This is a genomic window from Microbacterium sp. E-13 (genome assembly GCF_049912955.1).
Lineage (GTDB): Bacteria > Actinomycetota > Actinomycetes > Actinomycetales > Microbacteriaceae > Microbacterium.
Genome location: NZ_CP183973.1, coordinates 3,523,820 through 3,546,762, shown reverse-complemented (window position 1 = coordinate 3,546,762; position 22,943 = coordinate 3,523,820). Strand labels below are relative to the sequence as shown.

22 protein-coding genes and 2 pseudogenes are annotated in these 22,943 nt (G+C 66.1%); 14 read left to right on the top strand and 10 right to left on the bottom strand.

The features are described from left to right. Window positions 1-14: 14 nt before the first annotated feature. The 6 genes and pseudogenes from ACN9MP_RS16535 to ACN9MP_RS16510 all read left to right on the top strand — a co-directional run. A complete protein-coding gene (locus ACN9MP_RS16535; protein WP_426321986.1) occupies window positions 15-878 on the top strand; it encodes an amidohydrolase family protein in 864 nt (287 codons plus the stop codon). Between the two features lie 10 nt (window positions 879-888). Continuing rightward, window positions 889-2,562 carry a family 43 glycosylhydrolase gene (locus ACN9MP_RS16530; RefSeq protein WP_426321984.1) on the top strand — a complete coding sequence of 558 codons (1,674 nt, stop codon included), beginning with the start codon at window positions 889-891 and terminating at the stop codon, window positions 2,560-2,562. A gap of 35 nt (window positions 2,563-2,597) precedes the next feature. Next, the gene (locus ACN9MP_RS16525; protein ID WP_426321982.1) at window positions 2,598-3,449 is read left to right on the top strand and encodes a fumarylacetoacetate hydrolase family protein; all 852 of its coding nucleotides are present in this window, start codon (window positions 2,598-2,600) and stop codon (window positions 3,447-3,449) included. Then, window positions 3,446-4,204, top strand: coding sequence for an SDR family NAD(P)-dependent oxidoreductase (locus ACN9MP_RS16520; protein WP_426321980.1), 759 nt, complete (start codon window positions 3,446-3,448; stop codon window positions 4,202-4,204). The genes ACN9MP_RS16525 and ACN9MP_RS16520 overlap by 4 nt, the downstream gene beginning before the upstream one ends. Window positions 4,205-4,452: 248 nt before the next feature. Then, the gene (locus ACN9MP_RS16515) at window positions 4,453-4,575 is read left to right on the top strand and encodes a LacI family DNA-binding transcriptional regulator (RefSeq protein ID WP_426321978.1); all 123 of its coding nucleotides are present in this window, start codon (window positions 4,453-4,455) and stop codon (window positions 4,573-4,575) included. Then, window positions 4,572-5,063: pseudogene (locus ACN9MP_RS16510) on the top strand (LacI family DNA-binding transcriptional regulator); the annotation flags it as partial. The gene ACN9MP_RS16515 and the pseudogene ACN9MP_RS16510, both read left to right, overlap by 4 nt. A gap of 55 nt (window positions 5,064-5,118) precedes the next feature. Here the strand turns inward: ACN9MP_RS16510 and ACN9MP_RS16505 are convergent. From ACN9MP_RS16505 to ACN9MP_RS16470, 8 genes and pseudogenes are all read right to left on the bottom strand, one after another. After that, window positions 5,119-5,492: pseudogene (locus ACN9MP_RS16505) on the bottom strand (transposase); the annotation flags it as partial. A 1,015-nt stretch (window positions 5,493-6,507) separates the two neighbouring features. Continuing rightward, window positions 6,508-6,900, bottom strand: a complete 393-nt coding sequence (locus ACN9MP_RS16500) for a nuclear transport factor 2 family protein (protein ID WP_426321976.1) — start codon at window positions 6,898-6,900, stop codon at window positions 6,508-6,510. Window positions 6,901-7,460: 560 nt separating this feature from the next. Beyond that, a complete protein-coding gene (locus ACN9MP_RS16495) occupies window positions 7,461-8,708 on the bottom strand; it encodes an acyl-CoA dehydrogenase family protein (RefSeq protein ID WP_426321974.1) in 1,248 nt (415 codons plus the stop codon). Window positions 8,709-8,911: 203 nt separating this feature from the next. Next, window positions 8,912-9,994 (bottom strand): LacI family DNA-binding transcriptional regulator, encoded by a 1,083-nt coding sequence (locus ACN9MP_RS16490; RefSeq protein ID WP_426321972.1) that lies wholly within the window; start codon window positions 9,992-9,994, stop codon window positions 8,912-8,914. 139 nt (window positions 9,995-10,133) lie between these two features. Further along, window positions 10,134-10,526, bottom strand: coding sequence for a RidA family protein (locus tag ACN9MP_RS16485; RefSeq protein WP_426321970.1), 393 nt, complete (start codon window positions 10,524-10,526; stop codon window positions 10,134-10,136). A gap of 50 nt (window positions 10,527-10,576) precedes the next feature. Next, entirely contained in the window at window positions 10,577-11,146 is a 570-nt protein-coding gene (locus tag ACN9MP_RS16480; protein ID WP_426321968.1) for a flavin reductase family protein, read from the bottom strand. A gap of 157 nt (window positions 11,147-11,303) precedes the next feature. Beyond that, a complete protein-coding gene (locus ACN9MP_RS16475) occupies window positions 11,304-11,942 on the bottom strand; it encodes an MBL fold metallo-hydrolase (RefSeq protein WP_426321966.1) in 639 nt (212 codons plus the stop codon). A 34-nt stretch (window positions 11,943-11,976) separates the two neighbouring features. Then, the gene (locus ACN9MP_RS16470; protein ID WP_426321964.1) at window positions 11,977-13,878 is read right to left on the bottom strand and encodes a gamma-glutamyltransferase family protein; all 1,902 of its coding nucleotides are present in this window, start codon (window positions 13,876-13,878) and stop codon (window positions 11,977-11,979) included. A gap of 87 nt (window positions 13,879-13,965) precedes the next feature. Between ACN9MP_RS16470 and ACN9MP_RS16465 the strand changes: the two genes are divergently transcribed. The 8 genes from ACN9MP_RS16465 to ACN9MP_RS16430 all read left to right on the top strand — a co-directional run bounded on the left by ACN9MP_RS16465 (window position 13,966) and on the right by ACN9MP_RS16430 (window position 21,781). Beyond that, entirely contained in the window at window positions 13,966-14,772 is an 807-nt protein-coding gene (locus ACN9MP_RS16465; RefSeq protein WP_426326083.1) for a sulfite exporter TauE/SafE family protein, read from the top strand. A 322-nt stretch (window positions 14,773-15,094) separates the two neighbouring features. After that, window positions 15,095-16,303 (top strand): ABC transporter substrate-binding protein, encoded by a 1,209-nt coding sequence (locus ACN9MP_RS16460; RefSeq protein WP_426321962.1) that lies wholly within the window; start codon window positions 15,095-15,097, stop codon window positions 16,301-16,303. After that, a complete protein-coding gene (locus ACN9MP_RS16455) occupies window positions 16,296-17,084 on the top strand; it encodes an ABC transporter ATP-binding protein (protein ID WP_426321960.1) in 789 nt (262 codons plus the stop codon). Before ACN9MP_RS16460 ends, ACN9MP_RS16455 begins: the two co-directional genes overlap by 8 nt. Continuing rightward, window positions 17,071-17,799 carry an ABC transporter ATP-binding protein gene (locus ACN9MP_RS16450; protein ID WP_426321958.1) on the top strand — a complete coding sequence of 243 codons (729 nt, stop codon included), beginning with the start codon at window positions 17,071-17,073 and terminating at the stop codon, window positions 17,797-17,799. Before ACN9MP_RS16455 ends, ACN9MP_RS16450 begins: the two co-directional genes overlap by 14 nt. Then, window positions 17,796-18,680 carry a branched-chain amino acid ABC transporter permease gene (locus ACN9MP_RS16445; RefSeq protein WP_426321956.1) on the top strand — a complete coding sequence of 295 codons (885 nt, stop codon included), beginning with the start codon at window positions 17,796-17,798 and terminating at the stop codon, window positions 18,678-18,680. The genes ACN9MP_RS16450 and ACN9MP_RS16445 overlap by 4 nt, the downstream gene beginning before the upstream one ends. Beyond that, entirely contained in the window at window positions 18,677-19,792 is a 1,116-nt protein-coding gene (locus tag ACN9MP_RS16440; protein WP_426321954.1) for a branched-chain amino acid ABC transporter permease, read from the top strand. Before ACN9MP_RS16445 ends, ACN9MP_RS16440 begins: the two co-directional genes overlap by 4 nt. Then, entirely contained in the window at window positions 19,717-21,096 is a 1,380-nt protein-coding gene (gene mftD / locus ACN9MP_RS16435; RefSeq protein WP_426321952.1) for a pre-mycofactocin synthase MftD, read from the top strand. The genes ACN9MP_RS16440 and mftD overlap by 76 nt, the downstream gene beginning before the upstream one ends. Before the next feature lie 25 nt (window positions 21,097-21,121). Then, window positions 21,122-21,781 (top strand): GntR family transcriptional regulator, encoded by a 660-nt coding sequence (locus ACN9MP_RS16430; protein WP_426321950.1) that lies wholly within the window; start codon window positions 21,122-21,124, stop codon window positions 21,779-21,781. Between the two features lie 14 nt (window positions 21,782-21,795). On the opposite strand, the gene ACN9MP_RS16425 is transcribed toward ACN9MP_RS16430, so the two are convergent. Together ACN9MP_RS16425 and ACN9MP_RS16420 are read right to left on the bottom strand one after the other, a co-directional pair. Further along, window positions 21,796-22,212, bottom strand: a complete 417-nt coding sequence (locus tag ACN9MP_RS16425) for a pyridoxamine 5'-phosphate oxidase family protein (RefSeq protein ID WP_426321948.1) — start codon at window positions 22,210-22,212, stop codon at window positions 21,796-21,798. Between the two features lie 65 nt (window positions 22,213-22,277). Next, window positions 22,278-22,931: a GntR family transcriptional regulator gene (locus tag ACN9MP_RS16420; protein ID WP_426321946.1), complete on the bottom strand. Its 654-nt coding sequence runs from the start codon at window positions 22,929-22,931 to the stop codon at window positions 22,278-22,280. Between the last annotated feature and the right edge of the window lie 12 nt (window positions 22,932-22,943).

Sequence of the window (22,943 nt, the reverse complement as noted above, 5' to 3'; positions counted from 1 at the left end):
GGGAGTAGTGACCGATGATCATCGACAGCCACATGCACGTGTGGGACCGAGGCCGTGCGCGATACGACTGGCTCGCCGGCCAATCACCGCAGATCGATCGGGATGTCGACTTCGAGGAGATCGAGCCGACGCTCGCCCGGTATGCGATCGACGGGGTAGTACTCGTGCAATCCGCGGACAACGCCGCCGACACCGCCAATATGCTCGCGACCGCTGACGCGCAGCCCAGGGTGCTCGGCGTGGTCGGCTGGGCCCCGCTGGAAGACCCGGCCGCTGCGGCTTCGCGCATCGCCGATCTCCGCGCGGACCCGCGGATCGTCGGCGTACGCAATCTCGTCCACGACAGGGCCGACCCGGATTGGGTGGTGCGCCCGGGGTTCGATGCGGGACTTGCGCTTCTCGCCGATTGTCACCTGCCCTTCGACTACGTGACATCGAGCCCCGACGCGCTGCGACACCTCGTTCACATCGGTGAGAAGCATCCCGAGTTGACCATCGTGATCGATCACCTCGGGAAACCTCCGATCGGTCGCGACGGCGCCGCTCACGATGCCTGGGTCACGCGCTTGGCGGCTGCGGCCGCAAACCCCAGGGTCGTCGCGAAGATCTCGGGGCTGTACGCGAGCACCGGTCCGCTTGACGGATGGACGGATGCTGATCTCGAGCGAGCCGTCGACGCAGCGCTGGAGATCTTCAGGCCCGAACGTCTCATGTACGGCGGGGATTGGCCCGTGTCGTCGCTCGCGGGTGGATACTCCCGCGTCTGGACGTCATTGCGCACTGTTCTGGAACGCGCCTTGGATCAGCGCGACCTCGCACTCGTGCTCGGGGCCAATGCGCAGCGCATCTATCGGTTGAAACCTCACTCAGAGTCCTAGGGAGGAACGGATGCCGGACCACGACCATCAAGCGTTCATCACCGATCACCCGCGAGCGGTCACGTCAGAGGAGATGACACGTGTCTCGCCGCGCGAGGACAGGTGGGGCCACGTCGTCCTCGATGGGGACTTCGCCGACCCCGACGTCATTTTTGCCGAGGGCTTCTATTGGCTGATCACTTCGACGTTCCACTACTCGCCGGGTATGGCCATTCTTCGCTCCGATGACCTCCGCTCGTGGCAGTACGCGGGGCACTGCGTCGACGACATCACCGCGTTCGGGCAGGCGTACGCCGGCGAGACGATGTCGCGGGGGAGCGGCGGCATGTTCGCGGGGTCGATCCGTGAGCATGACGGCAAGTACTTCGTCTACTTCACGACTTTCGAAGAGGGCCTCTTCGTCGTCACGGCACCCCACCCGGCCGGGCCGTGGACTCGGCCAGCGCTGATCTGGGACGAGCCGTTCTGGGACGATCCATGCCCGATCTGGTCAGAGGACGGTGAGGGCTGGCTGGTGCTCAGCCGTCCCGGATATCCGACAGATGGCGGGTGGAAGACGTACGTCATGCCCCTGTCGTGGGATGGCCTCGAGGTTCAGCCGGACCGACTGCGAATCCTCGACGACACATGGTCCAGTGAGGGCAACAAGGCGTACAACTTCGACGGGCGATACTACGTGCTGCACAACGAGGTTCGTTCACCTGGCAACCGGGTGGCGGTGATCATGCGAGCGCCCACGATGGACGGGCCGTGGGAGAAGCGTGACCTGCTTGTCAGTGATGCCACCGATCGCCATAGGGAGCCCAACCAGGGATCCCTCTTGCAGAGTGTCGAGGGTGATTGGGTCTTCGTGACGCACCACGGGAGGATGGGCTACCCGGAGGGCCGTCCTGTGAGCGTCCTCCCGGTGAGCTGGGAAGACGGATGGCCGATCGCCTCCTTGCCACCGAGAGCGCCCTCTGCGGGCAGCTCGACGAGCACGATTCTCGGCGTGAATGACGCGTTCGTCTCTCGCGCGCTCGGGCCGCAGTGGGAGTGGGTATATCAGCCAGCTCCGGGCTCTTGGGAGGCGACCACGACCGGGCTCCGGTTGGCGGCGATGCCCCCGCGAACAGCCGGGGATCCGCGCAGCGTGAGGAATCTGCTGACGCAACGCATGCTCGCCGGGCCGGGCCAGGTCACGCTGCACATCGACACGGGCGACGCCGCCCCGGGCACCATCGTGAACCTCGGCAATCTGGGGTCGCCGTACTCCGCCATTCAGGTGCGACGCTCGGCCGACGGGTACGGCATCCAGATCATTTATGGCGAGGCCGAGCTCCGTGCCGAGGAAGGGCCGATCGTCTCGGGAGCGGCTTCCCTCTGGCTGCGTGTCAGCTACGATCTCCGATCCTTCGCGTCGTTCTCCTACTCGGTGGACGGCGAACGGTTCCTCCCTCTTGGGTCCAGTCACCGGACGGGAATGTTGGGCTATCGCGGTAACAGAATCTCGGTCTCGGTCTGGGTCAACGACCGGGAACAGGATCTTCCGGAGGTCTGTGGGTGGGTCACGTTGCGTCAGTTCACTTACGCGCGCTCGCAGTGGAACGACGACCATTCGACGGCGGGCGGTACCAGGAATGAGCATCCGGGCTTTCGCGATGGCGTGCCGTCTTGGACCCACGAGATCTGGCATCAGGACTGAGGCGCGTTGATACGCGGACTCGAGAAGGGAATGAAGTGAAGCTGGCAAGACTGGGTGATGCGGGAGCCGAGATCCCGGTAGCGCTCACCGAGAACGGAGCGTTCGACCTGCGGCCGGTCACCGACGACATCGACGGAAGTTTCCTCGCCTCGGGGGGCATCGATCGCGTCAGAGATGAGATCGCTTCGGGGAGCCTGCAGAAGCTCGAGAACGTGGAGGAGCTGCGAGTCGGCGCGCCGCTCGCGCGACCGGGCAAAGTCGTCTGCATCGGGCTCAACTATCGCGACCACGCGACGGAGACCGGGGCAGCGATTCCCGCCGAGCCCGTGGTCTTCCTCAAGGATCCCGGCACCGTCGTCGGTCCGTACGACGACGTGCGCATCCCGCGTGGCTCGGTGAAGACGGACTGGGAGGTCGAGCTCGCCGTGGTCATCGGGCGCCCGGCGCGTTACCTCGACGACGCAGACGATGCTCTCGCCTACGTCGCCGGGTACGCGATCTCGAACGACGTCTCCGAGCGCGAATTCCAGCTCGAGCGCGGCGGTCAATGGGACAAGGGCAAGAGCTGCGAGACCTTCAATCCCCTCGGCCCGTGGTTGGTGCCGGCGAGCGACATCCCCGATCCACAGCGGCTCGCCCTCCGCCTCGCGGTGAACGGCGACGCGCGGCAGCACGGCAACACGTCGAACATGGTGTTCACGGTCGCCGAGATCATCCGATACCTCAGTCACTTCATGGTTCTCCAGCCCGGCGACGTCATCAATACGGGTACCCCGGCGGGGGTCGCGCTCGGGATGGCCGATCAGTGCTATCTGCGCGCGGGTGATGTGATGGAGCTCGAGATCGAAGGCCTCGGAACCGCGCGCCAGAGACTGGTCGACGCGTGAGCGGCGAGTTCGAGGGACTCGTCGCGGTCGTCACGGGAGGTGCGTCGGGCATCGGGCTCGCGACCGCGCTTCGCCTTGTCCAGCGCGGGGCGACTGTCGCTGTCCTCGACACGAACTCACACGTGGAGCCACCGCTGCGCGGCTACCGCGCGGATCTGCGTGACCGCGCCTCGGTCGAGGATGCGGTGCGCCGCGTCGCCCACGACTTCGGCGGCATCGACATCCTCATCAACAATGCCGGCGTCAGCGCCGTCGGCACCGTCGAGGAGTCGGACGATGACAACTGGACGCGTGTGCTCGATGTCAACGTCACCGGCATCGCGCGCATGACCGCCGCGGCGCTGCCGTGGCTGCGGCTCTCCCACCATGCCGCGGTCGTCAACGTCAGCTCGATCGCCGCGATGAACGGACTACCGCGCCGAGCACTGTACAGCGCATCGAAAGGGGCGGTGATGTCGCTCACCTTCGCGATGGCGGCGGATCACGTCGGTGAGGGGATCCGGGTGAATTGCGTGCGACCCGGCACCGTCGACACTCCGTTCGTCGCCAACATGCTCCGCGGGTTCGACGACCCCGAAGCGGAGCGGCGTGCGCTCGACGCGCGCCAGGCGACGGGCCGGATGGTGACGCCGGAAGAGGTCGCGGACGCGATCCTCTACCTTGCGTCGCCTGCATCGGGCTCGACGACCGGCATCGCCCTCGACGTGGACGGTGGTGTCACGCACCTCCGCGTGCGACCTTCGCCCGGCGCCTGAGCTCCAGACTCGCGCGAGCACCGCCGGTAGCCCAAGAGTGCCCTGCGCAGTCTGTGTGAATCCGAGACCGGGGGGGCCATCCGCCAGGGCCGATGCCCGCGTCGTCCCGGCGGGAACCATCGAGGTCGAAGTCCGCAACGACGGACTTCGCCTACCGGCCTTGAGCGCGTCGCCCGTCGAGATCGATGAAGCAGGGAGCGCTCGTGTACCTTGACCGTCGTTAGTCATGATCGCGGTACTCTTCCAGGATGGTCGTCGGTGCGGGAGGGTCCCGAGGGGGCTCGGCGTTGCCGGTGCTGTCCGATGTCGCCGATCTTGCTGGCGTGAGCGTCTCGACGGTCTCTCGGGTGCTCACGGAAGGACGCCGGTGAGCACCGCTCTGCGCGCGCGCGTCTTGGATGCCGTCGCCGAACTCGGCTACCGGCCCAACGCAGCCGCGCAAGCGTTGGTGAGTGGCCGCCGCTCCACTGTGGCCGTGCTCGCACGCAACACCTTTCGATTCGGCTATGCAGCGACCCTCCACGGGATCGAGGAGGCAGCGCGCGCAGTGGGCATGGTGGTGAACATCGCGGTGGTCGAGACCGACAGCCCTGCGGAGATCAGTCGCACTGTCGACCTCGTGATGGGACAGCCGCTCGTCGGAGCGATCGTCATCGAGTTCGACTCGGTGGGGGTGAGCACCCTGGAGGCGTTCCCAGAGTCCTTGCCCGTAGTGGCTGCGGCGGGTGCGCGCCGCCGACGAGGCAGTCGCCCCCACGCCTTCCTCGACGACGCCGAAGGCGGGCGCCTCGCTACCGAGTACCTCCTGTCTCTGGGGCATCGCACGGTGCATCATCTGGCTATCCCGAGCACGCGCGTGCGCAGCGGTCGCACGCAGGGCTGGCGGAAGGCGCTTCAGGATGCCGGCGCACCGGTGCCTTCACCAGGTCGTCGACCTTGCGGGTGCTCACTCCGTGGACGTAGGCCTCCATCACGACCGCGAACAGGGCCTGATCGACTCGGCGGCGGCGGCGTTCCAGCAGCGACGGGAAGAACGACCCGGTGGCAGTTTCGGGATCCGCAACTCCAGATCCCCGGCTGTCGTCGAGACGGTCTTCGGGCCGGTGCCGTTGCGTTGCGTGGTCCGGTCCGGTGACCGTTCGAACGGGGCGGCGCCGATGAACGCGGCAGCTTCCGCGTCGATCAGCTCCTGGTAGAGCGTTTCGGTCGCGACCCGGATCCGGTCGCTGACGTCGGTGAGTTTCCGTTCCCCGAGCAGTTCGAGGAGGGCAGACTGGTCAAGAGCCATCGTGCGTTTGTGTGTCCTTACGTTGAGATTCCTAGACAGTTCTCACTGACCATCGCACGATGGCTCACCAACGTCTACGACGCCGGCAACCCCGTCGAAATCTCCACCACCACAGGGGACATCACCCTGCCCTGGGCGTCCGCCGAGGTCGGTGCGATAACCGCCGCGGTGTTCCGAGAGAATTGATCACAGGGCAACAAAGCCGGGCGCGACGGGCAGCATTAGGCGTAGGACACCGTCACCGCCGCGCGGAGCGACGCACGTGCGTAAGAACCGCGTAAACCTGAACCCCTGCGATTACTTCTGAACCTCCACGAACACAGCTTGGAACCCCGGCATATCAAGGGAAACGCCACTGAACGCCCCCGAGCCTCCGCGTGGGGTCCGGGTTCAAATCCCTCCGTCTCCGCCAGGTTCCCTTCACTCGCGCGTTGATTTCCGCGGCACTTTGGGCCCTGCTGGCTCGTTCTGCAACGCCGTGCCCACACTTTGCCCACACATTGATTCGTGGACGCGGCGCGACGTCGGACCCGCAGGTTCGGCGGCTCCCTGGGTTTGCGCGGGCTCAAACCGACCGACGAGCCTGGCTGGACCATCGACGAAGACCTCGCCTGGTGCCTCGAGCCCTCGCCAGCCTGCCCGACAGCAAGCTCGCCGAACTGGCCGACACGATCCGCACCCTGATCACCACACCGACCGCGGACCGGCAGGCCTTCATTCGTCACCTCGCCGCCCTCAGCGGTGACGAGCGGGGGAGTTCCGGCTGTTGTCGAGCACTTCGAGAACGTCGATGGCGCGCTTGAGCGAGCGCATGTTGCTTTGTTCGGCAGTTCCCGACACCTGCGTCCTCCTAGGCATACGCGAGGTGGTGGGCGTAGTCCGGGTTGACGACCATAACACCGTGTCGGGAGGGGCGTGATGCGCGCACAGGTCACCCTCCAGCGGCCGGCCACATCTGTTGAGCAAGTACGGCGCGGAGCCCGACGCGTGACCCGGGGACGGTGCGCCATCCATTTCACAGTGGTGACTCGTACTTGTTTCCATGCGAGTCGCGAATGGGGTGCGTGTCATAGATGATGTCGAGGTACGTGATCTGGTCACTGTCCGGGGCAAATCGGAAGAGATCCATGACCTTGAAGGTGATCAGGGATCCGTCCTTCACTGTCCAGTCGTACTGGAAATATGCAACCGCGTCGGGCGCTCCGCTCTCGCTGAGGAAGATGTCGATCGGCGTGATCACGTTCGCTTCAGATGCCTCCGCAAGGCGGTCGAAGAACGGTCGGGCCGCCATCTCGCCCAAGAACGGAGAGCGCACCTTCCCATCCGCGGCGAACAGCCGCGCAATGGTGACATAGTCACTCCGACCAAGCGCATCCATGTACGTCCGCAGAACCTGAGCGTACGACATGTCCCGAACCCCTTCCCACGTGGGTGTCTCCGGCAACCTCGCGTCGAGGAATGCTTGGTGATCCGCCTGTCGTGCGATTCCACCTCAGTCTCCGTCTCGACGTCTCCGGGAGCAACAGGCGCGCGTATGACAATCTCTTGCTCAATTGCCGGGAGGCTGACTGTCGGCACCTGCGCAGCGAGGGCCCGTTGATCCTCGACGACCTCTCGGCGGTCCGCGTCGCGACGTACCCGTTACTCTTCCGCACCTTCGCTCCACGACAGGGACCGCACTCGACGTGGACGGCGGTCTCACGCACCTCCGCGTCCGACTTCGGACGGTGGATGAGCCCTCGGCCTGAAGCGGACGGAGTACGTTTGCGGCATCGCCTTCAGGCGCGGGCGTGCCCACGTGTCCTCCTCTGCTGAGACGAGCGGAAGTGCGCGGCGGGTAACCCACGCGTGCGCTTCGAGGGGACCGGCACCTGTCCGAGGCCGGACCGGCACAAGTGTGTAGAAGCGCCCACCGTCAACAGGGACAGTGGGCGCTTCCACATCAGCGGCTGAGCTGCCTAAATAGGGTCAGAACGGCTGAACCGGGTCCTCGATGCCGAAGAGCACCTTGCCGTAGACCTCTGCTCCGAGCTCCGGGTGCACGAGCGCGTGACGGCTAGCCGTCTCGCTGTTGCGCCAGAATCGCTGGAGCGGGTTGATCTCGGCGAAGCTGAACGCCCCGTTGATGCTCAGGCAGCGGTTGATGGCCTTGCGGGACAGGGCCGCGGCCTGACCGTTGTCCATCCGTGCGCGGGCGCGCTCCTGGAGCGTCATGGGCCGGCGGTCGCGTGCCGCCGAGTCGATCGCAGCGCACGTGCGAGCGGCCAGGAAGTGCGCCTGGTCGACCTCGGACTGGGCCTTGGCGAGCTCGATCTGATGCACGACGGATTCCTTCGCATGCTTGAACACGGTGTAGGTCACCGACTTCTCCGCACCGTTGGCGAGGGTCAGGTCGATGGCGCCACGCGCCATGCCGATCTGAGCCGAGCTGAGGATGATCTCCGCCACCGGCACGAACGAAGCGTGGTAATTGTCCTCCTCGGCCCACTCGCGCGCATACTTCTCGCCGGCGAGGTCGCCGATCGCGACGATCCGGTGATCGGGAATGAAGACATCGGTCGCCACAAGCGTGTTGGAGCCGGTCGCGCGCATGCCTGCGACATACCAGGTGTCCTGAATCTCCAGGTCGGCCTTCGGGATCAGGACGAGGGAGTTGATGGGAAGTCCGTTCTCATCCTCGTCGGTCTTCACGGGGACGATGGACCAGTCGGCGTGGAGCGAGCCGGTGCCGTAGCCCCACTGCCCAGACACGCGGATGCCGCCCTCGACCCGCTCGAAGGACTTGGTCGAGTTGGCCTGCACGAAGGGGCCACCGGGCGACAGGACTGCCGACACGCACGCCCGCGGGTTCGCGCCGAACACGTCTTCCTGTGCCTGGTCGGAGAAGAGAGTTACGAACCACGTCGACGAATTGAGCAGGGCCGAGACCCAGCCCGTTGCGCCGTCGGCGCGCGCGACTTCAGCGACGGTGTCGATGAAGGTGCGGAAGTTCGCTCCATATCCTCCCCAGCGGCGCGGGATCGAGATGTGGAGGAGACCTGCATCCTTCATCGCCGTGATGACCTCATCGGCGACTCGACGGTCTGCTTCCCCCTGTGCGGCGAACTCTCGGATGAGCGGCTGCAGGGCCCGCGCCTTTGCCACAATCTCCGGGTCGGGACCGGGAGCACCGAAAAAGGCGTCCATGGTCGGGGCTTCCTGAACTGCACTGCTCACTTGATTCTCCTTACGTGGTTGCAACCGAGTGCGCTGGCTCCGCTTGACTGCAATCGTTTGCTGTTCCAGTGATACTACACCTCTTCGCGGCGCAGTCCCAGTGCCAAATCCTGAAAGAATCCGGGGGCCGGATACCCGCACGGCACGCCCGGCGGATCCTCCGGTTCGAGCCGTTCGCGAGGGCTCCATGACGCGACCATTGCTCAAAGGGAATCTTGGAGTGAAGGGACCGAGGGTGGAGGAGGCTGGGTAGATCGACGCTCTATGAACTGCGGCGCGAGCATGACGCGCGACTCCTGCGGTGTGGCTCCGCGAAGGAGACCGAAGGCGATGCGTGCACTGTGCCTGCCGAGTTCGAATCCGGGCAGACGGACCGTCGTCAGGGGCGGGTCGATCTGGTCGATCAAGGGTGCGTCGTTGTAGCCGACGACCGAGACGTCCTCGGGACAGCGCAGTCCCGCTGAACGCAGCGCGTTGAGGGCACCTACGGCCATCAGGTCGTTGTGCGCGAAGATCGCCGTGGGCCGTCGCTCTGCCGGCTGGCGCAGCAGATCCCCCATGAGGCGACGGCCCTCCTCGACGGAGCTCTCCCGGGCATATCCACCGGTTGACACGTCGACGACGTCGGCGTGCGCCCGGATGGCGGCGGCAAAGCCTTCCCTTCGACCCACGAAAGAAGAAATGCTCGGCGTGCCAGAGAGCTGCGCAATGCGTCGGTGGCCGATCCCGATGAGATGCTCCACCGCGGTTCGGGCACCGGCGACATCATCTTGGAGGACCTCGACATGCTCGCCGGGACTACCCGGCCTTGTGCTCGCAAGAAATCCGCGCACCGCGAGGACGACGGGGACCAGGCCCTCCAGCTCTCGAACGAATTCCTCGTCGTCGACTTGAGCGGCGGTCAGGACGATGCCGTCGACTCTATTTCGCAGCAGCCGGGTGACGACGCTGCGCAGGATCTGAGGATCGTCGTGGGTCTCGGCGATGAGCGGCATGTGGCGACCAGCGCGTGACTCGAATTCGATTCCCCGCAACAGCGTCACAGTGAAGGGATTGGACAGATCCGCCACGACGACCCCGAGGACGCCGGTGGTGCCTTTGCGAAGACTCTGAGCGACCGCATTGGTCCGGTAGCCGAGAACACCCGCCGCTGAGTGCACGCGCAGGCGGGTCGCCTCGCTCACCAGGTGCGACTGGTCCTCGCTCAGAGCGCGGGAGGCCGTGCCGACGTGGACACCAGCCTGCTGGGCGACATCCTTCAGCGTCGGAGGTCGTAGATCAGGCATGCGTAGCCAATCTCCTGCAAGCGATCATCCTTTGATGCTCAGGCGGCGTGCACGAAGGCCTCCCGCGTGCGCGGAGCTGCGTCAACACAACTCCGCCTCACGACGGGAGGCCTTCGTGCGCCGTCGGGTCGCTAGCGCGCTACGAGCGAACCGCAGCGATTCCGTCGATCTCGATGGTCGCGCCGTTGTAGAGAGAATGCACGCCGATGACGGTGCTGGCCGAGGGGGTCGTGGTGTTGATGATCGCGTTGCGTGTCTCGCGCCACGTGAACAGCTTCTCCTGGTCGAGCTCGGTGATGTACACGTTCACCCGGACGAGGTCGTCATAGGTCACGCCGGCCGCGTGCAACGCGCGCTCGAACTCGCCGTAGGTGAGCTCGATGGCACGCTTGAAATCGGTGGGGACCGAGCCGTCCTCTTCGAACCCGACCTGCCCCGAGATGAAGACGAGGTCGCCGGCTGTCACCCTCGTGCTGTCGGAGATTCCGGGGACGACGGGGGCGGGGACGCGGGAGATTCGGTCGTTGGTCATTTCAATTGCTTCCTTATGTGGGTGGACCGGGCCTGGAGATGTGCCGGCGACTACTCGTCGCGTCCGTACACGGCGTAGAAGGGGACGGCTGTCGCCGGGAGCGCGGACTTATCGCTGAGTACGTGCCACTCGCGGTTGTGGTACACCAGAGGCGTCGGCTCACGGGTGTCGTCGCCCGCGGAATCCTTGGCCTGGATCGCCTCGACGACGATGAGGCTCGATCCGTTGGCGTCGATGCATTGAGTGACCTTGCAGCGCAGCCAATTCGCCGCCGGATAGTACGGTTCGCCCGTCGGAAGTCGATCCCATTCCGCGTCGGGACCGAATCTATCGGCACCGCGACGCGCGCAGAGCTTGGCGAGCCCGACCTCGTCGGCTGCCAGCATGTGCACCACGACCGTCCCTGCTTTGCGAATCGTCGGCGTGCTGGACGAGAGCGACGAGGCCGAGAACACGAGCGTGGGCGGGTCGATGGAAACGGATGCGACGGAACTCACCGTCATCGCGACCGGGCCGTCACCGGCGTCGGCCGTGATGACGGCGACGCCGGCGGGGTGCGATCGGAACGCGTGCCGGAACTCATCAGCGGTGATGTGTGTTTCCGTGTCGGTAATGGTCATTGTTTCGCCTTCACTTTATGCGTCGGTTCCAGGGCCGACGGGACGAATCGGGCAGGCTTCCGGCCATGGGACCGGTAGTGATGTGAGACCGACTGCAATCGATTGCTGTCCATGGTAACCTACATCCCCCGAGTTACCAAGGCATTTCGGCGAAGTATCAGACCTCGACCGAATCACCGACCGCGAGCTTCACCACCGGGGCGACGCCGGCAACGAGGTTCAAGAAGTACATCGCGTACTCCTGACCAGCCTCGCTGAGCTCGAGCTCGTGGATCTGGTACGCGCGTGTCGGATCGATGCCGCGGAGGAAGTCGATTCCCTGCCGGACGGAGGTCCACGGACCGCTGGTCGGCATGAGGAGCGTCTCGACCGGGACGCCGGGAAGCTCGTACGAATCGCCGGGGTGGTAGACCTTGCCATCGATCAGATAGGAGACGTTCGCCATCTCCGGCATATCGGTGTGGATGGCCGCATGGACGCCGCCGAACGTCTCGATCGCGAACGGGCCGATGGTGAACCGCTGCCCGGGCGTCACCTCGGTGAATCGATCGACGTGGTCGCCGACGAGCTCGGCCACGCTGGTCGGTCCATAGACCCGCAGATGGGGATTGCCGGCGAGCCCTGCCCTCAGGGCATCCGCGTCGCAGTGGTCGAAGTGCTCGTGGGTCACCAGAACGGCTGTCGCGGCCGAGAGGAGCTCGACCGACTCCGGCGTCGCGGTGCCGGGGTCGCTCACCAGCGAAACCCCTTCCTTCTCGAACCGCACCGTGGCGTGGTTGAACTTGGTGAGGATCATCCGAAAGACCTTTCAGTCGGGTGGGGAGGAGGCATCAGCGTCCAGCGGCGTAGCCCTGCATGCCCCGCGCATTCGCCGCGGCAACCAGCATCCCGTCCGCACGTACTCCGGCAGCGCTCAGCCGCCCGAGAGTCCATGGCTTCGAGACCACGACCTCATGGCCGCGCTGGCGAAGGTCGTCGATCACCGACGACCCGATCGATTCCTCGACGACCAGCTCACGAGGCGTGAATGTGCGCGGGAAGAAGGAGGAGGGCATGTGCGTCGAGTGCCACGTCGCCGCATCGATCGCTTCTTGCAGGTTCATCTTGTGGACGAGGAGGTTCAGCAGGAACGGCACGGTCCACTGATCCTGCTGATCACCGCCCGGCGTGCCGAACGCCAGACAGGGCGCGCCATCGCGGAGCAGCATGCCCGGGCTCAGCGTTGTGCGCGGACGCTTTCCCGGAGCGATCGAGTTCGGCAGGCCGGGCTCGACCCAGAACATCTGGGCGCGAGTCGGGAGTGAGAAGCCCAGGCCGGGAACAGCCGGCGAGCTCTGGAGCCATCCGCCGCTCGGCGTCGCGGCGACGACGTTTCCCCAACGATCCACGACATCCAGATGGCAGGTGTCTCCTCGAACGAGGCCCATGCTCCCGAGAGTGGGCTCGCCCGTCCCGACGCCCTGACTCGCGCGGTTGCTGAAGATCGAGGGGGAGAGCCGAGGCTCCCTACCGCCGGGGCGCCCTGGCCGAAGCTCAGCCGACGCGTCTTGGCCCACCAGCGACGCCCGCTCGCGGGCGTACTCGTCGGACAGCAGCGCAGTCAGCGGGACGTCGACGAAGTCCGGATCGCCGTAGAACGCCTCTCGGTCGGCGAAGGCCAGCTTGGCGGTCTCGGCTACGGTATGCACCATCTGAGCGGATCCGGGCGCACCGACATCCTGGTGGACCAGCGCCGCCAGCTGCTGCAGGAGCACCGGACCCTGCCCCCACGGGCCGGTCTTGGCGACCGTGACGCCGCCGAACTCGATCGTCACCGGCTCTTCCCAGCGAGGCGACCACCGCGCGAGATCCTCGGCCGAGAGCAAGCCGGCGTGGTCTTGCCCCGTGACATCGCGGAGCGGCTCGCGCACGAAGGCATCGATCGACTCCGCGACGAACCCTCGGTAGAAGACGTCCCGGGCTCGGGCGATCACAGACTCCCGTGAGCCGCCCCCGGCCTGGGCCTCGCGGACGATCCGCTCCAATGTGTCCGCCAGGGCTTTGTTCCGGAACCGCGATCCTGCGAGAGGGGCCGCTCCCGCTGTGAGATAGATCGCGGCGGAGCTATGCCAGTGCTCGGTGAAGAGCTCGGTCACCGAATGGATGGCGGTCGCGGCGTCGGGAATCAGAGGGTAGCCGTCGCGCGCGTAACCGATGGCAAACCGGGTGATCGTCTCTAGGGGAAGAGTCCCATGCCTCTCGAGCATGCTCATCCACGCGCCGAAGGACCCCGGCACCACCGCCGCAAGGTGTCCGGTGCCCGGGATGACGTCCAGGCCGAGTTGCGTGAAAGCGCTGCTGGTCGCGGCCATGGGCGCGGGCCCTTGCCCGCAGAGGACCCAGGGCGCGCTCGACGCGACATCGAAACCGAGGATCGGAGTGTCCCCGCCCAGCCCGTTCAGATGAGGTTCCACGACATGCAACACCAGGCCCGCCGCAGCGGCGGCATCGAATGCGTTGCCGCCCTCCTCGAGAATCGCCATTCCCGCAGCGGAGGCCAGCCAATGCGTCGAGGCGACCATGCCGAAGGTTCCGACGAGTTCCGGACGAGTGGTGAACTGCATACGGTGATCCGTTTCGATTGCGGGGGAAGCGCCTCGCCGCGCAAGCCGGTGCGCCGCACGCGGGCATCGGAATGAGCCGGGATAGCGCCCAGCATGATCGTATACTAAGACCCACTGCGTATACGACAACTTGCTCGAGGTGTGTACCTCGCGACGTTGCCCGAGGCCCGCGCGATCCGCGCGGTGAGGCCGATCACCGAGCCAGTGAGGACCCCCATGAGCAAGCGAACCAGGGCCGAGAACGAGCCACATCGAACCGTCCGCTTCTTCCTCGCCTGCGCGGGCATCGGCTTGCTCGCCGGAATCCTGTCGGGGATGTTCGGCGTCGGCGGAGGAACGGTGATCGTGCCGATGCTGGTCCTCCTCCTGGGGTTCGACCAGCGGCGGGCGGCGGGCACCTCTCTGGGGGCGATCGTGCTCACTGCGCCCGTCGGGGTCGTCGCCTACGCACTCAACGGCTCTGTGGATTGGCTGGCGGGCCTCATCCTCGCCGCGGGCGCTGTTGTCGGCGCCCAGATCGGCACGTGGCTGCTGCCGAGAGTGTCGCAGACCGCGCTGCGCTGGGCGTTCGTCGCCTTCCTGCTCGGCGTGATCGTCAGCCTGTTCCTGGTGATTCCCTCCCGCGAGTCAGTCCTTGAACTGTCCTGGCTCTCCATCACGGGACTCGTGATCTTGGGGGTGGTCACCGGCACTGTCGCGGGCCTGATCGGTGTCGGCGGCGGGATCGTCGTCGTGCCGACGCTGATGCTCGCGTTCGGCATGAGCGATCTGACAGCTCGGGGCACGTCCCTGCTCATGATGATCCCGACTGCCCTGTCGGGCACTGCAGGAAATCTGCGCAGACAGAACGTGGATCTCTCTGCTGCCGCGACGGTGGGCATCGCATCGTGCGCGACAACCGCCTTGGGTGTGTGGGTCGCGACGCTCCTGCCTCCGCAGGTTGCCAATGCATTCTTCGCCGTCTTCCTCGGCTTCATCGCGATCCAGATGGCACTGCGAGCCGTCCGCGGCGTGAGGGCCTGACCGCTTCCTGCTCGGATCCGGTGGTTGCCCCGAGCGCCGCCAGCCTCCAGGCCACCAGTCGGGAAAGCGCTCTCTGCCGCCCCGCCGAACGGCGGCTCGCGCTCGGTTCGGCTGTCTCGACCCAGGACCGAAATAGGTCCGAATCGAGATCGTAACCAACGACCTCTTGTCACCGCCCCACCCGGCGCACTACATTGGCCGAAATCCAAGGTCGTATACGAACAGCAAAACCCGTGCACCTCGATGCGACCGTGCGGATCCTCCGACCACGACCCGAATGTCGGCGCGGATCGCAATCTGTCACAGCTACCAAGGAGCAACCATGAAGAGTTCTGCTCGTGCAATCGCCCCCGTGATCCTGGCCGTCGCATCAGCGCTGATGCTGGCCGGATGCGTTTCCAGCGCCGCAAAGACCGCAGCTCCCGCCGAGGGTGAGGGCTCAGAGAGCGTCATCATCGGTGCCGCAATGGCGGAAACAGGTTTCATGTCGGTCGTCGACATGCCTGCGCTCAACGCGCTGCGTATCGCCGTGGACGACCTCAATGAGGCGGGCGGCATCGACGGCGCAGAGGTCGAACTGCGGGTCATCGACACCGGCTCGGACCTGGAGAAGTACGCGCCCGCCACACAGCAGCTCATCGACGCCGGCGCCAAGGCGATCATCCTCACCTGCGACTTCGACATCTCGAGCCCGGGGGCCCTCGTCGCCGAGCAGGCCAATGTCCTGAACCTCTCGCCGTGCGTCGGCGACACCATCTACGGTCCGGCCGGCGGCCTCAACATCGGCTTCTCCCTCGGTAACGCGACGGTCGGCGAGGGGGCCATCATGGCGGAGTTCTCGTACGACAAGGGGTGGCGTGATGCGGTGTTCCTCACCGACACGAGCCTCAAGTACTCGCAGAGTCAGTGTCAATTCGCCCGGGAGCGATTCCTCGAGCTCGGGGGCTCGTCCATCGCCGACTTCGACTACGTGCAGGGTGACAGCGTTCCCGAGATCGTCTCCAAGATCGCGGGTGGTGCGGCCCCCGACGTCATCTTCAACTGCGGTTACAACCCGGGCGGGGCTCAGGTGGCCAAGGACCTGCGCGATGGCGGCGTGACCGCCCCGATCATCTCCGGCTTCGGGATGGACGGAACCTTCTGGCTCGACGCCATTCCCGGTCTCAGCGACTACTACGTCGTCACGTATGGCTCGACCACCGGTGACGACCCCGAGGCCGCGGTGAACGAACTCGCCGTCCGGTACGAGGAGGCCTACGGCGACGGGCCGACCACGAGCAGCTTCGTGACCGGACCCTCGACGCTCGACGCGATCGTGCACGCTCACGAGATCGCGCGGAGCTGGGACGGCGCCGAGCTCGCAGAGGCCTTCGCGAGCTTCGACGATGTGGACCTGCTGGTCGGTCCGACCTCTTTCACGCCCGAGCTGCACGTGAGCGTCGAGCGTCCGCAGGCCGTCCTGGTCGTGTCCGAGGGCACCCTCCAGTTCGTGGAGCGCCGCGCCCCGCAGAAGGTCCACCTCGATGGCTGACGAGCACACGTCAGGCGGCCGCGCTCACGCCGGCCGCCTGACGGCGCGCAGGATCTCGCGGTCATACCGCGGCATCCAGGCGCTGAAGGATGTGGACCTCGACGTGCCTCACGGACGAGTCACCGGGCTCATCGGTGCCAACGGCGCGGGGAAGTCGACGCTCGTGAACATCCTCAGCGGCTACGACCGGCCCGGCAGCGGTGCGGTGACCGTGGACGGCGAAGAGCTTCCGAATGAGCGGCCGGCGCGACGAACGCGCCGCGGTGTCGGACGCACCTTCCAGCACGGTCATCTGTTCTCACGCCTGACGGTTCTCGAGAATGTCGAGGTGACGGCCCGTGCGTGCGGGCTCTCCCGCTCGAAAGCACGTGCACTGTCGCTGGAACTCCTCTCCGAGCTTCAACTCGAGGAGTGGTCGCTTCACGAAGCCGATCATCTCCCGCACGGAGTCGAGCGCCGGCTGGGGGTCGCGCGGGCGCTGGCGACCGAGCCCAGGTGGGTGCTGCTCGACGAGCCGGCGGCAGGCCTGAACGAGGGCGAGGCGGTTCATCTGCGCGACACCATGCGCCGGCTCGCCGAGCGCGGACTCGGGGTGCTGCTCATCGATCACAACATGCCCCTCGTTTTCGGCAGCTGCGACCACATCTTCGTCTTGGGGGCGGGGCGCAACGTGCTGGACGGGACGCCTGACGAGATCCGACACGACCCGCTGCTCGCGACGTCATACCTCGGGAACGCGGCGAAGGAGATTGCCGAAGGAGTCGAGAATGTCCCCCGATAACAGACAACGCGTCCTCACTGTCGAAGCACTCCGCGTGGCATATGGGGGCATCCCCGCGGTGTCGGACATCACCTTCCATGTCGATGCGGGCGAGCTCGTGGGCATCATCGGGCCTAACGGCGCGGGCAAGTCGTCAGCGCTCCTGGGCCTGGTGAACGCCGTGCGCTCCGAGTCGGCGCAGGCGAGTCTTCGGGGCACGGATCTGCGCCGACTCGCGCCGGAGAAGGTGGCGCGGTCAGGATTCGCGCTGGTGATGGAAGGGCACCAGGTCTTCGGCAGGCTGTCCGTCCGCGACAATCTGCGGCTGGGTGCTACCGCCCGGCGCGCGCGTGCCGGGCTGACAGCCGATCTCGACTGGATACACGAGCTCTTTCCGATCCTCGCCGAGTTCGCCGACCGCCCCGCCGGCCTGCTCTCGGGCGGGCAGCAGCAACAGCTCGCGATCGGGCGTGCCCTTCTCGCGTCCCCCACGCTCCTGGCGCTCGACGAACCCTCACTCGGGCTCTCGCCGACCGCCGTGGACACCGTCTTCGAGGCCATACAGCGCATCCGCGAGCGCGGCACGGCGGTGCTGCTCGTCGAGCAGCGTGCCCAGCAGACCGTCAAGTCCGCTGACCGCACGTACGTGCTGACTGAGGGCCGCTTGACGATGACACTCTCTCCGACCGACGCGGATGATTCCGCGCTCCTCATGAAGGCATATCTCGGATCGTGACTCAGCTCATCCAATCTCTCATCGACGCGACTTCAGCCGGGGCGGTCTACGCACTCGCCGCGCTGGGCATCAGTCTGGTGTTCGGCGTCCTGGGGCTGGCGAACTTCGCCTACGGCGAGATCATCACCGGAGCCGCGTATGCGCTCCTCCTGCTGTGGCCCGTATCGATACCGCTGGCAATCATTGCCTCCCTCGTCGTGGCGGTCGCGCTTTCGCTGCTGATGGACCTCGCCGTCTTCCGTTGGATGAGATCGCAGTCACCCGCGACTCTCCTCATCGCGAGCTTCGGCGTCAGCATCCTCCTGCAGCGCGCGTACGAGGGCATCTTCGGCGCAAGCGTGCGGAGCGGGTCCGTGGCGCCGGCGCTGACCACGTCGGTCAGCATCGGGGGCCTGCGGCTCAACCTGCTCGCGGTCGTGGCGATCGTGCTCGCCGGTTGTCTCCTGATCGCCGTGCACCTGTTCCTCTCCCGCTCGCGCGTGGGACTCCAGGTGCAGGCGGCTGCCGCGGACTTCCGCGCAGCGCGGATACTCGGCATCCGTTCAGGAGTCGTGATCGCGTTGACACTGGCCATCGGGGGCGTGCTCGCGGCTGCGGTCGCCTTCGTGCTCACGGCGCAGTCCGGAGCTGTCGACCCGACCTTCGGCGTGCAGGCGACTGTGTTCGGCCTGATCGGCGGGGTGATCGGCGGCCTGAACCGCATCGGCGGCGCGGTGGTCGGCGGATTCGCTGTCGGATTCGTGCTCTCACTCCTCACGTCCTGGCTGCCGTCCGGCGCGAACGACTTCCGGGTCGCGTTCGCCTATCTCCTCGTCATCCTCGTCCTCATCATCGTCCCGAACGGCATCTTCGCCGTGCGCACAGCCAAGGAGCGCACATGACCTCCGCCCGCGATTCCCGTCATACCCTTCGCCGAGGATGGCCGGCCCCAGAAACGGTGGTGTCGCTGTGGACGCTCGCCGTGCCGCTCGTGGTGGTCTGGCTCTTCGCCGCTGGAGCGAGCTCTGCCTCCGCCGCAGCGGCGATCGACCTCGGCTACGCTCTGGCTAGCCTGATCATCGTGGTCGCAATGTGGACATTCATCGGCAACAGCGGCGTCCTGTCGTTCGGGCACATCGCCTTCGTCGCCGTCGGAGCATGGACGATGTCCTTGCTCACGATCTCGCCCGCGGTGAAGTCGTCCATCATGCCTTCCCTGTTCCCCTTCGTGGCGAACGCGTCCGCTGAGCCGATCGTCGCACTGCTGGTCGCTGCGGCGGTCGGCGGCCTGACCGCTCTGCTCAGCGGCCTGGCGCTCATGCGGCTGCATGGCCTCGAGGCGGGCATCGCCACGTTCGCATTGCTGATGCTCGTGGTGCAGGTGCTGACGTACTGGAGCGCCGTGGGGCCGAAGTCGGGGCAGTCGATGACCGGGATCCCCCGGAGCTTCGACCTGCCCTCGATGCTCGTCGTCGCGCTCATCGTCATCGCCATCGCCTGGGCGTACGGTCAGACGCGGAGCGCTCGACTTCTCCGGGCGTCTCGGGAGAATGTACAAGCGGCGCCCGCTTCCGGGATCAGCGTGATCCGGCACCGGGTCATCGCGTTCGCCGTGTCAGGAGCGCTCGCCGGAGTCGGAGGGGCGATGTGGGCGCAGACGAACCGTGTCGTCCAGGCGTCGCAGTTCTCGCTGGACTTCACCTTCACCACCATCGCGATGCTCGTCGTCGGCGGAATGCTCTCGCTGTGGGGCGCCGTCGTCGGAACGCTCCTCATCTCGACGCTGAACCACGTGCTGGGGCTGCTCGAGCGCGGGATGCAGATCGGTGATGTCATCGTCTCGCTGCCGTCGGGCAGCCGGCTGGTGCTGATCGCGGGGCTCATGGTGCTGATCCTGATCTTCCGTCCTTCCGGAATCACGGGTGGACGCGAGGCGCAATGGCCGCTTCGTGCACGCAACCCCTTCGGGGCGAGCCCCGTCGCGACAGGTCCGCTGACCGCCGCCCGCGCCTGAACCAGCTCGTCGCTGAGCAACGCCCCGACGATGATCCGACTTCATATAGAGGTGCTCCTCAGCAGGAGCAGAAAGGACGAGGAAGAGACATGACCCTCTTCACCCACAAGCCCATCGAGACCGTCGCGGAAGCGCAACGTCGCGCCCAGCGATTGCTGCCCAAGGACGTGTACACCGCGTTGCAGGCGGGCAGCGACAGCGGTGCGACGATGCGGGCCAACCTCACCGCGTTCGAGGAAGTCGGGCTGATTCCGCGCGTGGGCGTGGAACTCCCGTCCGAGCTCGAGCTCAAGACGACGTTCATGGGGCAGCCGATCGACCTGCCGGTCGTGATCGCTCCCGCCGCCGCCCAGGCGATGCATCCGGACGGTGAGGTCGGCGTTGCACGGGCGGCCCGTCGTGCGGGCACCGCGATCGGGCTCAGCAACTTCGCCTCGATGCCGGTGGAAGATGTCACCGCCGCCAACCCGAATACGTTCGCGCACGTCTATCTCTCAGGCGACCGCGACACGATCGCCGGTCGGGTCGAGCGATTCCGGCGCGCGGGCGTCAAGGGGCTGATCTTCACGATGGACCTCTCGGGGGGCCGGGTCGCCCAGCAGCCGCGCGACTGGGGCTCGCCCGTCTATCCGGACGGCCTCAACCTGCTGTCGGCACTGAAGTACGCTCCCATGGCGATCGCCAACCCGACCTGGATCCTCCGGTACATCCGGCGCGGTGTGGTGCCAGGGCTGAACGCGCCCAATATGACCACGAAGGACGGCCGCGTGCCGACGCTCGTCGGCGGTCTCTACGAGTGGGTCGCCACTCACAATCCCACCTGGGATGACATGGCGTGGCTGAGCGATCTGTGGGGAGGCCCGTTCATGATCAAGGGCCTCGTGACTCCGGATGACGCGCGGCGAGCGATTGACGCGGGTGCCACGGCCATCGGCGTCTCCAATCACGGTGGCAACAATCTGGACACGACTCCCTCGCCGCTCCGGTTCCTGCCGGCCGTCGTGGACGCGGTCGGAGACCAGACGGAGATCGTGTTCGACAGCGGCATCCGGCGCGGCACGGACGTGGTCAAGGCCCTGGCGCTGGGTGCGCAGTCCGTCATGATCGGGCGGCCGTGGTTCTATGGCCTGTCGGCCGACGGGGAACGTGGTGTGTTCGAAGTGCTGCATACCTTCAAGACGACGATCGAACGCGCGCTCGTCGGGCTGGGGAAGTCATCCATTCACGACCTGGATGCTTCGGACGTCGTCATTCCGTCCGGGTTCCTGATCGAGCAGGGGGTTCGTCGCGAGCGCGTAAAGTGAACAGCGCTGGCGGAAAGGGATCGACGTGACGAACTCCGGGGTTCGAGGGCCGACCTTAGTGGACGCCATTCGCGACATGGTGGTCTCCGGTGAGCTGGCGCCCGGCTCGCGAGTGACTGAACCGCTGCTCGCAAAACGCTTCGGCGTCTCGCGCGTGCCGGTGCGAGAAGCGCTGAGGGTACTGGCGGCAGAAGGCTTCATCGACCTGCGACCGTATGGTTCCCCGACTGTCCAGCTTCTGACCGAGGACGTCATTCGCGAGGTCAGCGACGCCCGTAACCTCTTGGAGCCGAACATGGCGCGGGCGGCTGCGCTGCACCGTCGGGACGAGGACCTGGCCGCGATGCGATCGATCCTGGCTGAGGGGGATGAAGCGATCGCTGAAGGCCAGCTTCACAGTCTGCATCGATTGAACTCGCGATTCCACAATGCTGTCGCGTCGGCATGCGGCAATGCCGTTCTCGGGGCGTTTGTCCATGTCCTGTCCAACCGCTCCGAGTGGATAAATGTCGCGACGATCGCTCAGACCTCCGACCGTCTCTGGAGTGACCATCGCGAGATCTACTCCGCCATCTCGCGGCGCGACGCGCCGCTCGCTGAGGCATTGATGGCGGCGCATGTGCGTCGAGCCACTTCGATCGATCTGCGAACGGACCCGGCCGTTCCCGCTGAATCCCGGACGTAGCGACTAACCGCTGATCAGTACTCGAAGGGTCGGCCTCCGGACCAACCGAACCATCGATCGATCTCTACATGAACTGTCACGAGGGGGTTCTCCCGGGCGGGGTAGTCCTTGCCGAGAAAGTGCCTCGAGAGTCGATCGATGTCGGCCAGTCCCTCGTCGGGCTTGATCGACACCACGTGCCCCTGGATAGACAGGTGCGTCCCGAAGTCATCCGGAGCGAGCACTGTCAGCGAGACGTACCCGTTGTTCTGAAGGTGCTTCAGGCGCGCGCGGTCGGCGTTCATGCAGAGCATGAGCAGGCCGTCGTCCTCGATCAGATACCACGTCGCCACCGAGACAGGACGTCCCTTGGCCGTGACCGTGGCCATGACGGCGGGATTCGGCTTCCGCAGGAACGCGAGTGCTGCATCGGGCAGTGCGGTCTGAGTCAATGGCCCATCCTTCCAATCTCGGGCAATATGGCGGAACCGGGCGACGGACTTCCGTCGGGAACCATCTAGGCGAACACCTCGGGGTGGCGAGAGAGTTCCAACCGACTGCGGCGAATGTGGCGCGAGAGAACCTGCTCCGCCTCGTCGGCATCGCCCAGCCGGATCGCGTTCACGATGAGGTGATGATCGAAATGGACGCTGCGGTCGTTCTCGATGTAGAACAATCGCGTGGCCGCGCGGCGATAGTGCTGGGTTCGATTCCAGAGGTTGAGCACGGTGGCGCCGAGGACACTGGTTTTCACTGCCTGGAGGCAGGAGAGGTGAAACTCGCGGTCGAGTCGGAGGAACCGCTCCACGTCGGTGGAGTTCTCCATGGAGTCCGCGAGCAGGTCGAGGCCATCGGCCTCGTCGGCGGATATCCGTGGCACGTTCAGGCGCAGCAGCAGAGGCTCCAGGCGCTCACGCATCTGGTACATCTCGTCACACTCCGCCATGCTGATCTTCGACACCCAGGCGCCGGTGTTCGCCACCAGGTTGACAAGACCTTCCGCCTCGAGGATGCGCAGCGCATCCCGCACCGGGAGCCGGCTCGCCCCGTGAAGATCCGCGAGTTCGTCCTGGCGAATCCGCTCGCCGGGTGCGTACGTTCCGGCGAGGATCTCGTCTCGGAGGCTCGCGGCGATCGCGGCGCCGGTAGCTCCGTGGGTTGCGGTGTTCATCGGTCGAGCTCG

Excerpts from the sequence above, each read along its gene's own strand:
- ACN9MP_RS16535 (WP_426321986.1), top strand. The coding sequence starts at position 15 with ATGATCATCGACAGCCACATGCACGTGTGGGACCGAGGCCGTGCGCGA.
- ACN9MP_RS16485 (WP_426321970.1), bottom strand. The coding sequence starts at position 10,526 with ATGACCAACGACCGAATCTCCCGCGTCCCCGCCCCCGTCGTCCCCGGA.
- ACN9MP_RS16480 (WP_426321968.1), bottom strand. The coding sequence starts at position 11,146 with ATGACCATTACCGACACGGAAACACACATCACCGCTGATGAGTTCCGG.
- mftD (WP_426321952.1), top strand. The coding sequence starts at position 19,717 with ATGGCCGCTTCGTGCACGCAACCCCTTCGGGGCGAGCCCCGTCGCGAC.
- ACN9MP_RS16475 (WP_426321966.1), bottom strand. The coding sequence starts at position 11,942 with ATGATCCTCACCAAGTTCAACCACGCCACGGTGCGGTTCGAGAAGGAA.
- ACN9MP_RS16460 (WP_426321962.1), top strand. The coding sequence starts at position 15,095 with ATGAAGAGTTCTGCTCGTGCAATCGCCCCCGTGATCCTGGCCGTCGCA.
- ACN9MP_RS16515 (WP_426321978.1), top strand. The coding sequence starts at position 4,453 with ATGGTCGTCGGTGCGGGAGGGTCCCGAGGGGGCTCGGCGTTGCCGGTG.
- ACN9MP_RS16500 (WP_426321976.1), bottom strand. The coding sequence starts at position 6,900 with ATGTCGTACGCTCAGGTTCTGCGGACGTACATGGATGCGCTTGGTCGG.
- ACN9MP_RS16440 (WP_426321954.1), top strand. The coding sequence starts at position 18,677 with ATGACCTCCGCCCGCGATTCCCGTCATACCCTTCGCCGAGGATGGCCG.
- ACN9MP_RS16490 (WP_426321972.1), bottom strand. The coding sequence starts at position 9,994 with ATGCCTGATCTACGACCTCCGACGCTGAAGGATGTCGCCCAGCAGGCT.
- ACN9MP_RS16465 (WP_426326083.1), top strand. The coding sequence starts at position 13,966 with ATGAGCAAGCGAACCAGGGCCGAGAACGAGCCACATCGAACCGTCCGC.
- ACN9MP_RS16530 (WP_426321984.1), top strand. The coding sequence starts at position 889 with ATGCCGGACCACGACCATCAAGCGTTCATCACCGATCACCCGCGAGCG.
- ACN9MP_RS16450 (WP_426321958.1), top strand. The coding sequence starts at position 17,071 with ATGTCCCCCGATAACAGACAACGCGTCCTCACTGTCGAAGCACTCCGC.
- ACN9MP_RS16420 (WP_426321946.1), bottom strand. The coding sequence starts at position 22,931 with ATGAACACCGCAACCCACGGAGCTACCGGCGCCGCGATCGCCGCGAGC.
- ACN9MP_RS16455 (WP_426321960.1), top strand. The coding sequence starts at position 16,296 with ATGGCTGACGAGCACACGTCAGGCGGCCGCGCTCACGCCGGCCGCCTG.